Origin of the sequence: uncultured Thiodictyon sp. (genome assembly GCF_903828115.1) — a bacterium.
Classification (GTDB): Bacteria; Pseudomonadota; Gammaproteobacteria; order Chromatiales; family Chromatiaceae; genus Thiodictyon.
On record NZ_CAIKKU010000558.1, the window covers coordinates 1 to 6322 of the forward strand.

Annotated in this window: 5 protein-coding genes and 1 pseudogene; 1 reads left to right on the top strand and 5 read right to left on the bottom strand. The window is 64.8% G+C overall.

What is annotated here, in order from left to right; genetic code table 11:
• The coding region (locus QZY48_RS20755; protein ID WP_295434742.1) for a hypothetical protein at positions 1-2326 on the top strand (2326 nt) is incomplete at its 5' end.
• A gap of 378 nt (positions 2327-2704) precedes the next feature.
• Here the strand turns inward: QZY48_RS20755 and QZY48_RS20760 are convergent.
• From QZY48_RS20760 to QZY48_RS20780, 5 genes and pseudogenes are all read right to left on the bottom strand, one after another.
• The gene (locus QZY48_RS20760; protein WP_295434743.1) at positions 2705-3085 is read right to left on the bottom strand and encodes a type II toxin-antitoxin system VapC family toxin; all 381 of its coding nucleotides are present in this window, start codon (positions 3083-3085) and stop codon (positions 2705-2707) included.
• A gap of 25 nt (positions 3086-3110) precedes the next feature.
• The gene (locus tag QZY48_RS20765) at positions 3111-3341 is read right to left on the bottom strand and encodes a type II toxin-antitoxin system Phd/YefM family antitoxin (protein ID WP_295434745.1); all 231 of its coding nucleotides are present in this window, start codon (positions 3339-3341) and stop codon (positions 3111-3113) included.
• Between the two features lie 33 nt (positions 3342-3374).
• Positions 3375-3683, bottom strand: coding sequence for an addiction module protein (locus tag QZY48_RS20770; RefSeq protein WP_295434746.1), 309 nt, complete (start codon positions 3681-3683; stop codon positions 3375-3377).
• 150 nt (positions 3684-3833) lie between these two features.
• Positions 3834-4850, bottom strand: coding sequence for a dihydroorotate dehydrogenase-like protein (locus QZY48_RS20775; protein WP_295434748.1), 1017 nt, complete (start codon positions 4848-4850; stop codon positions 3834-3836).
• 169 nt (positions 4851-5019) lie between these two features.
• A pseudogene (locus tag QZY48_RS20780) lies at positions 5020-6322 on the bottom strand (thiamine pyrophosphate-dependent enzyme); the annotation flags it as partial.

Sequence of the window (6322 nt, forward strand, 5' to 3'; positions counted from 1 at the left end):
AAGCCCGGAACAGGCCGACCTGCTCGCGGACCTGCACCACCTGTGCGATTGGGTCATGACCGCCGACCGCAATGCCGGGATGGAGTATTTCGACTCTCCGCATGAGCTGCCGACGGTCTACGACGCCTACGTCATCGACTGCGTGCCGGAGCGCGACGACCTGGGCTTCATGCAGTTGATCACCTCCACCAGCAACCTGGACGAGGTGGTCGGGCTGCTCGATACCGCCTTGGGCGACATGGGCCTGTCCGCCAGCCCGCGCAATTGCCGTTCCCTGTTGGATGCGCTGAAGGCGGTGAGCGGCCGATTGGCGCTGCGCCTGGCAGGGGCGGGCACGACGACACAGCAAATGATCGCAATTGCGCTGGTGCAGGGGCAGTGCAGCCGCGCCGCGGTCGACCATCCGGTGTGGCCGGCGTTGGCCGAGGGCTTTCTGATCCCGGTGGACGACGTGCCGGAACTGTTCCGCAAGCCTGCAAAACCGGGGCAGGAGGGCGATGAGCGCGCCGACTTGCTGTATGTGACGGCCGGCGCCGACGGCGGGCTCGCGGCGACCTTCATCGAGGTCAAGTTCCGCCGTTATCTGAAGACCGCCCGCGCGGCTGATCTGGTCGCGGCGATGGAGCGTCAGCTCGAGGCGTCCTGCCAGCGTTGGCATAGTCTCTTCGGCGCGCGCACCTCGACCCTGGAGCAGACCGTCAACCGGGCATGGCTGGCGCGCATCCTGCGCTTCTATGCGAAGAAGGGGCGCCGGCATGGTCTCACCGCGGCGGCCTATACGCGGCTGATGCGCGAGATCGACCGCTTGGTCCGCAAGGAGATCGACCCACCGGACCTGCTCGATCTGGGCCGGTTGGGATTCGTTTTCTGCCCTGAATACGGCGGGGCACAGCCGGCGCGAATCGAGCAACTCGGCCATGCGGACCTGTGGCTGTTCGGGGCCGGAATGCTGCCGGAGCCGGGGCGGGCGCCAGTGGACGCCGGGCCGGGTGATTCTGGCGACCCCGAGACGCCGACCAACGCCTCGGCGTTTGAATCCGGCGCGGCCGTCCTTGCATTGCAGGAGGACATCGCCGCGACCCCAACCGGGTCAGCGTGGTCGACGGGCGAGGCCTCGGCACCGCAGGATCCGGCGTTGCATGACGATGCGCCGCCGAGTCAGGCCGAGACCGAGCCCGAGCCCGATGATAGGTCCGGGCCGCCAAGGTCCGCTCCGGCAATCCAGACCGCGGCCGGACCGCCGCCGGTCGGCGCGGCGAGCGTGCTGCTCGGCCATCAGCACCCCGGCGATGATCCGCTGTATTGGCACCCGATCATCCAAGCCAATCCGCACCTGATGATCCTGGGCCTGCCGGGGATGGGCAAGACCACCAGCCTGATCAACACCTGCATCCAGCTTGACGCCCAAGGCGTGACGCCGATCGTCTTCTCCTACCACGAAGACATCGACGAGAAGCTGGCCTTGCACCTGCCGCAGCAGCCACTGGTGGTCCGCTACGCCGGGCTCGGCTTCAATCCGATGGAAGTGGTCGGCGACGGCCCCGTCGCCTATCTGGACAACGCCGGCATGTTGCGCGACATCTTTGCCGCGATCTTTCCCGACCTGGGGGATGTCCAGTTGGGTCGACTGCGCGACGCGCTCAAGCAGAGCTATCTGGACCAAGGCTGGGCACCGGGCCAACGTGGTGAAACGCCGGCGTTTCACACCTTTCTGGAGCGGTTGCGCGCCGAGGACAAGCCGGACAAGGGGCTGCTGACACGACTCAATGAATTGGATGACTATGGGTTGTTCGCGGCCGTCCCCGGCATCGGCGCGCCGACTTTGTTCGATCAGACACGACCGGCCCTGATCCAGATCCACGGCACTCAGAACGACTATCTGCAGCGCGCCTTCGCCACCTTCGTGCTCTACAACCTCTACCAGGGTATGTTCCGGCGAGGGGTGCAGCAGCGCATTACGCACGCGGTGATCTTCGACGAGGCCCACCGCGCCGCGCGCCTGAAGCTGCTCGCGACCATGGTCAAGGAATGCCGTAAATATGGCATCGCCTTCGTCGTCGCCTCCCAGGAGGCCAAGGACTTCGATCCCTCGCTGTTCACCGCGATAGCGAATTATCTGGCCCTGCGACTGAACGACGCCGACGCCAAGTTGATCGCCAAGACCTTTGCCGCCTCCGACCGGGTGGCGCTCTACGCGGACCGGATCAAGCAGATGCCAAAATATGAGGCGATGTATTACGGCGAGGGTCTGCGGGCGCCGGTCCGGGTGGCGCTGGGACAGTATCAGACCCAGGATCAGTCGGGAGATCCGTTTATGCAAACCTGAATCCGAGGATGCGGCCGGCGGTTGTCGGATGATCATGCCCGCAGCATCGCGGAGAACATATTCAGGGTACCCGCCAAGCGTATCCGCAGGAATTCCGGGGACAGTTTACTCAATTCGGTCGGCGTGGCCAGCGGAGAGATAAGGAAACTGTCCCCGGAACTCCCCTGTCCCCGGAACTCCCCAGCCGCGCGAGCGGGCGCGGTTTGTCATCGAGCAGGGCGTGCAGTCGAAAGATGCGTTCGGCGCGGTTCATGGGTGAGTCATAAAGTGCGCTAAACGCATCCGCCGGCAGCAGGGCGGCCTGGATCTGTTCAAGCACCGTCAGAAATAAGGGTCAGACGCCGGTATGTTTTCGACGCGGTTGTCGATGGGCGAATGCTACCAGAGTCGCTGCACGCCGAAGTGATCGAACAGGGTCTCGTTGCTGACCAGGATGAGTCCCTCGATCTGGGCTTGGGCGATCAGCATCCGGTCGAACGGGTCGCGATGCGCGCCGGGCATGAGTCCGGCGCGGCGTGCATGCTCAATGGTGATCGGCAGTTGCCGAAACGCCTGATCGTCAAGGATCTGTGCGAAATGTTCGGCCACATGCACCGCGTCGGGGAGTCTGCCGATGCGCACCTTGGTCGCGATCTCCCACGCGGACGCGGCGCTGACGAACACCACGCGGTGGTCCTCGCCGATTGCCTGCCGCGCTGGATGCGACAGGTCTTGGTTGCCGTCGAGCCACCAGAGCAGCGCGTGGGTGTCGAGCAGCAAGGGCGGCGGTCTGTCCTCAGGTGGCCTATTCCCAGGCACGCAGTTCATCCTCCGGCAAGGGCTCGAAGAAACGCTGGTCGACCTTGGCTTTCCCGCTCAGCGCACCGAATTGCCGACGGCTGGGGCGGGGCGCGATGGGGGTGAGGCGCACGACGGGTGTGCCGGCCTTGGCGATCACGACCTCCTCACCACGGCAGGCCTGGTCGATGATCTTGGAGAGTTGGGTCTTGGCCTCGTGGATATTGACCTGGATCATGGGGTTTTCTGATGCTTAGCTAACATAGATTGGCTAAGTGTAGCAGTCAGACGGCGCCGCGTAACGACAACCGCGGGGCCGCGGTGCGGCCGGGCCGGTTTGGGGGTCGGCCCGACGGCCGACCGAACCGGCTGAAGCTTCGTCCCGGAAGATATCCTCCATCGCGATGACCTCCAGGCGACCTTCCCGGTACGCCTGAATCCGCTTCTCGGCCTCTTCGGCCCAGATGGCATCCAGCGACAGATCAGGTTCATCAAGGCTTTTCAGGATACCTTCCACCAACTGGAATCTATCCTCAGGGTGCAACGTCAAGGCTTGCGCAAGCAGGTCTTTATTTGTCATGGGCGCTGTCTCCAGCCGGATTGGGTCTGGCGGTCGTCAGTTGTGACCAACTAAAAGAGGAACGTTGCAGGGACCGCGCTGTGCGCGGTCCCTAAGGCGGCGGCGACCCATCCCTATCGTACCGCCTGCAACCGCCGGCGCCGCCGCCTGCTAAACCATCACCCCCGCCGAGAAGCTGAAGCTGTCGAGGACGTTCACATAGTTCGCCCGCTCAAATTCGGCGGGGTTGGGCACGGCGAGCGCGCTGACCCGGCCGCGGAAGTCGTCGAGCGATTCAAAGCCCTGCTCCTCCATCCACTCGGTGATGCCGCTCAGGATATGGGACAGGTGCCCGGGTCCGCGGCTGAGCAGTGAACTGCACAGGTGGACCACGTCGGCCCCGGCCAGCAGGAGCTTGATGGCGTCTTCGGGCGTATGCACGCCGCCGGTGGCGCCGAGCGAGAGTCCGTCGATGCGCCCGTAGAGGATGGCGATCCAGCGCATGGCGAGCAGGGCATCGGCGGAGGTGGAGGGCTGCAGGCTGGGCTGCAGACGCAGCCCCTCGATGCTGATGTCCGGCTGGTAGAAGCGGTTGAACAGCGCCACCCCGTTGGCCCCGGCGGCGGCCATCTGCTTGATGGTGTTGCCGAGTGAACTGAAGGCCGGGGAGAGCTTCATGTTGATCGGCAGCGCGACCTGGCCGCGCAGTTCGCGCAGCAGGCTGAGATAGCGGTCTTCCACCTGGGGCCCGGTCTGCCCGATATCGCCTGCGATGTAATAGACGTTGAGTTCGAGTGCGTCGGCCCCGGCCTGCTGCAGGTCCTTGGCCGCGCTGATCCAGCCGCTGGGGGTGACGCCGTTGAGGCTCGCGATCACCGGGATGGCCAGCGACTCCTTGAGGCGGCGGACGTTCTCCAGATAGAGATCGAGACCGTTGTCGAAGTCGCTCCAGGCGGGCAGGAAGCCGCCCTCGGCCTCGCCGAAGCCGGTGTCCTGGTGGTGGAGGAAGCGCACCATTGATTCCGATTCGGCGGTGACCGCCTCCTCGAAGAGTGACCACATGATGACGGCAGCGGCGCCGTTGTCTTCCAATTCACGCGCCATCGCGATGCTCCGGGTGAGCGGCGAGGCGGAGGGGACCAGGGGATTCTTGATGTCGAGGCCCAGGTATTTGGTAGTCAGGTCCACGGCAATTGCTCCGAAGTGGGTGTGATAGAGGGTTGACCGCAAGGGCGGCAAAGGGCGCGAGGGCGGCGCGGTGCGCGGCCGGTGGGGCGCCGGGCCTGGGTCAGTCCCAGGGGTGCCGCGCCTGTCACCGGCAAGTGCCGCGTGCCTCGCGCCTTTGCGGTTGGTTTTCTTATTCCTTGGGCTTGGCCCCTTCCGTGACGCCCGCCTCTTGCACCGCCAGGCTCGCGAGCTGTTCGTAGAGTTGGAAGCGGGTCTTCACATGCTTCTGCGCCAGTTGCAGGAAGTGCTCGGCGGCATCCGGGTGGGTGCGGGTCAGCACCGAGAAGCGGGTCTCGGTGTTGATGAAGTCCCGGTAGGGGATGTTCGGCGCCTTGCTGTCGATCAGCAGCGGATTCTGACCGGCGGCGGAGCGCCGCGGGTCATAGCGGAACAGGCCCCAATGGCCGGAGTTGACCGCCAGGTCCTGCTGGCGCAGGTTGTTGGACAGATCCACCCCGTGGGCGATACAGGGGGCATAGGCGATGATGACCGAGGGGCCGTCATAGCTCTCGGCCTCCAGGAAGGCACGCACGGTCTGCACGTCCTTGGCGCCGAAGGCGACCGAGGCGACATAGACGTTCTGATAGGCCATGGCCATCATCGCCATGTCTTTCTTGAAGGACGCCTTGCCGCCGGCGGCGAACTTGGCGACCGCGCCCATGGGCGTGGACTTGGAGTTCTGGCCGCCGGTATTGGAATAGACCTCGGTGTCCAGGATCAGCAGATTGACGTTGCGCCCGGAGGCCAGGACATGGTCCACGCCGCCGTAGCCGATGTCATAGGCCCAGCCGTCGCCGCCGATGATCCAGACGCTGCGCTTGACGAGCTGTTCGCAAATCCCCTCCAGAATGCGCGCCTCGATCCGGTCGATCCCGGCCAGGCGGGTCTTGAGCAGCGCGACGCGCTCGCGCTGCTCGAAGATCCCGGCCTCGGTGCTTTGATCCGCGGCGAGCAGGGCCTCGACCAACTCGGTGCCGATCGGCTCGGCCAGCGTCTTGATCAGTTCCCGCGCCTGCTCCACCTGCTTGTCGACCGCGAGCCGCATCCCCAGCCCGAATTCGGCGTTGTCCTCGAACAGCGAGTTGTTCCAGGCCGGGCCCCGGCCGTCCGGGTTCTTGCTGTAGGGGGTGGTCGGCAGGTTGCCGCCATAGATCGATGAGCAGCCGGTGGCATTGGCAATGATGGCGCGATCACCGAAAAGCTGCGAGACAAGTTTGACATACGGAGTTTCGCCGCAGCCGGCGCAAGCGCCGGAGAATTCAAACAACGGCTGCAGCAGCTGCGAATTCTTGATCGTAGATGAACTCATCAGGCTTCGATCAACCTCGGGCAGGTTGTAGAAGAAGTTCCAATTGGCGGTTTCGCTTTCGCGCAGAGGTGGCTGCGCAGCCATGTTGACGGCCTTGCGACCAACTTGGGCCTTGTCCTTGACC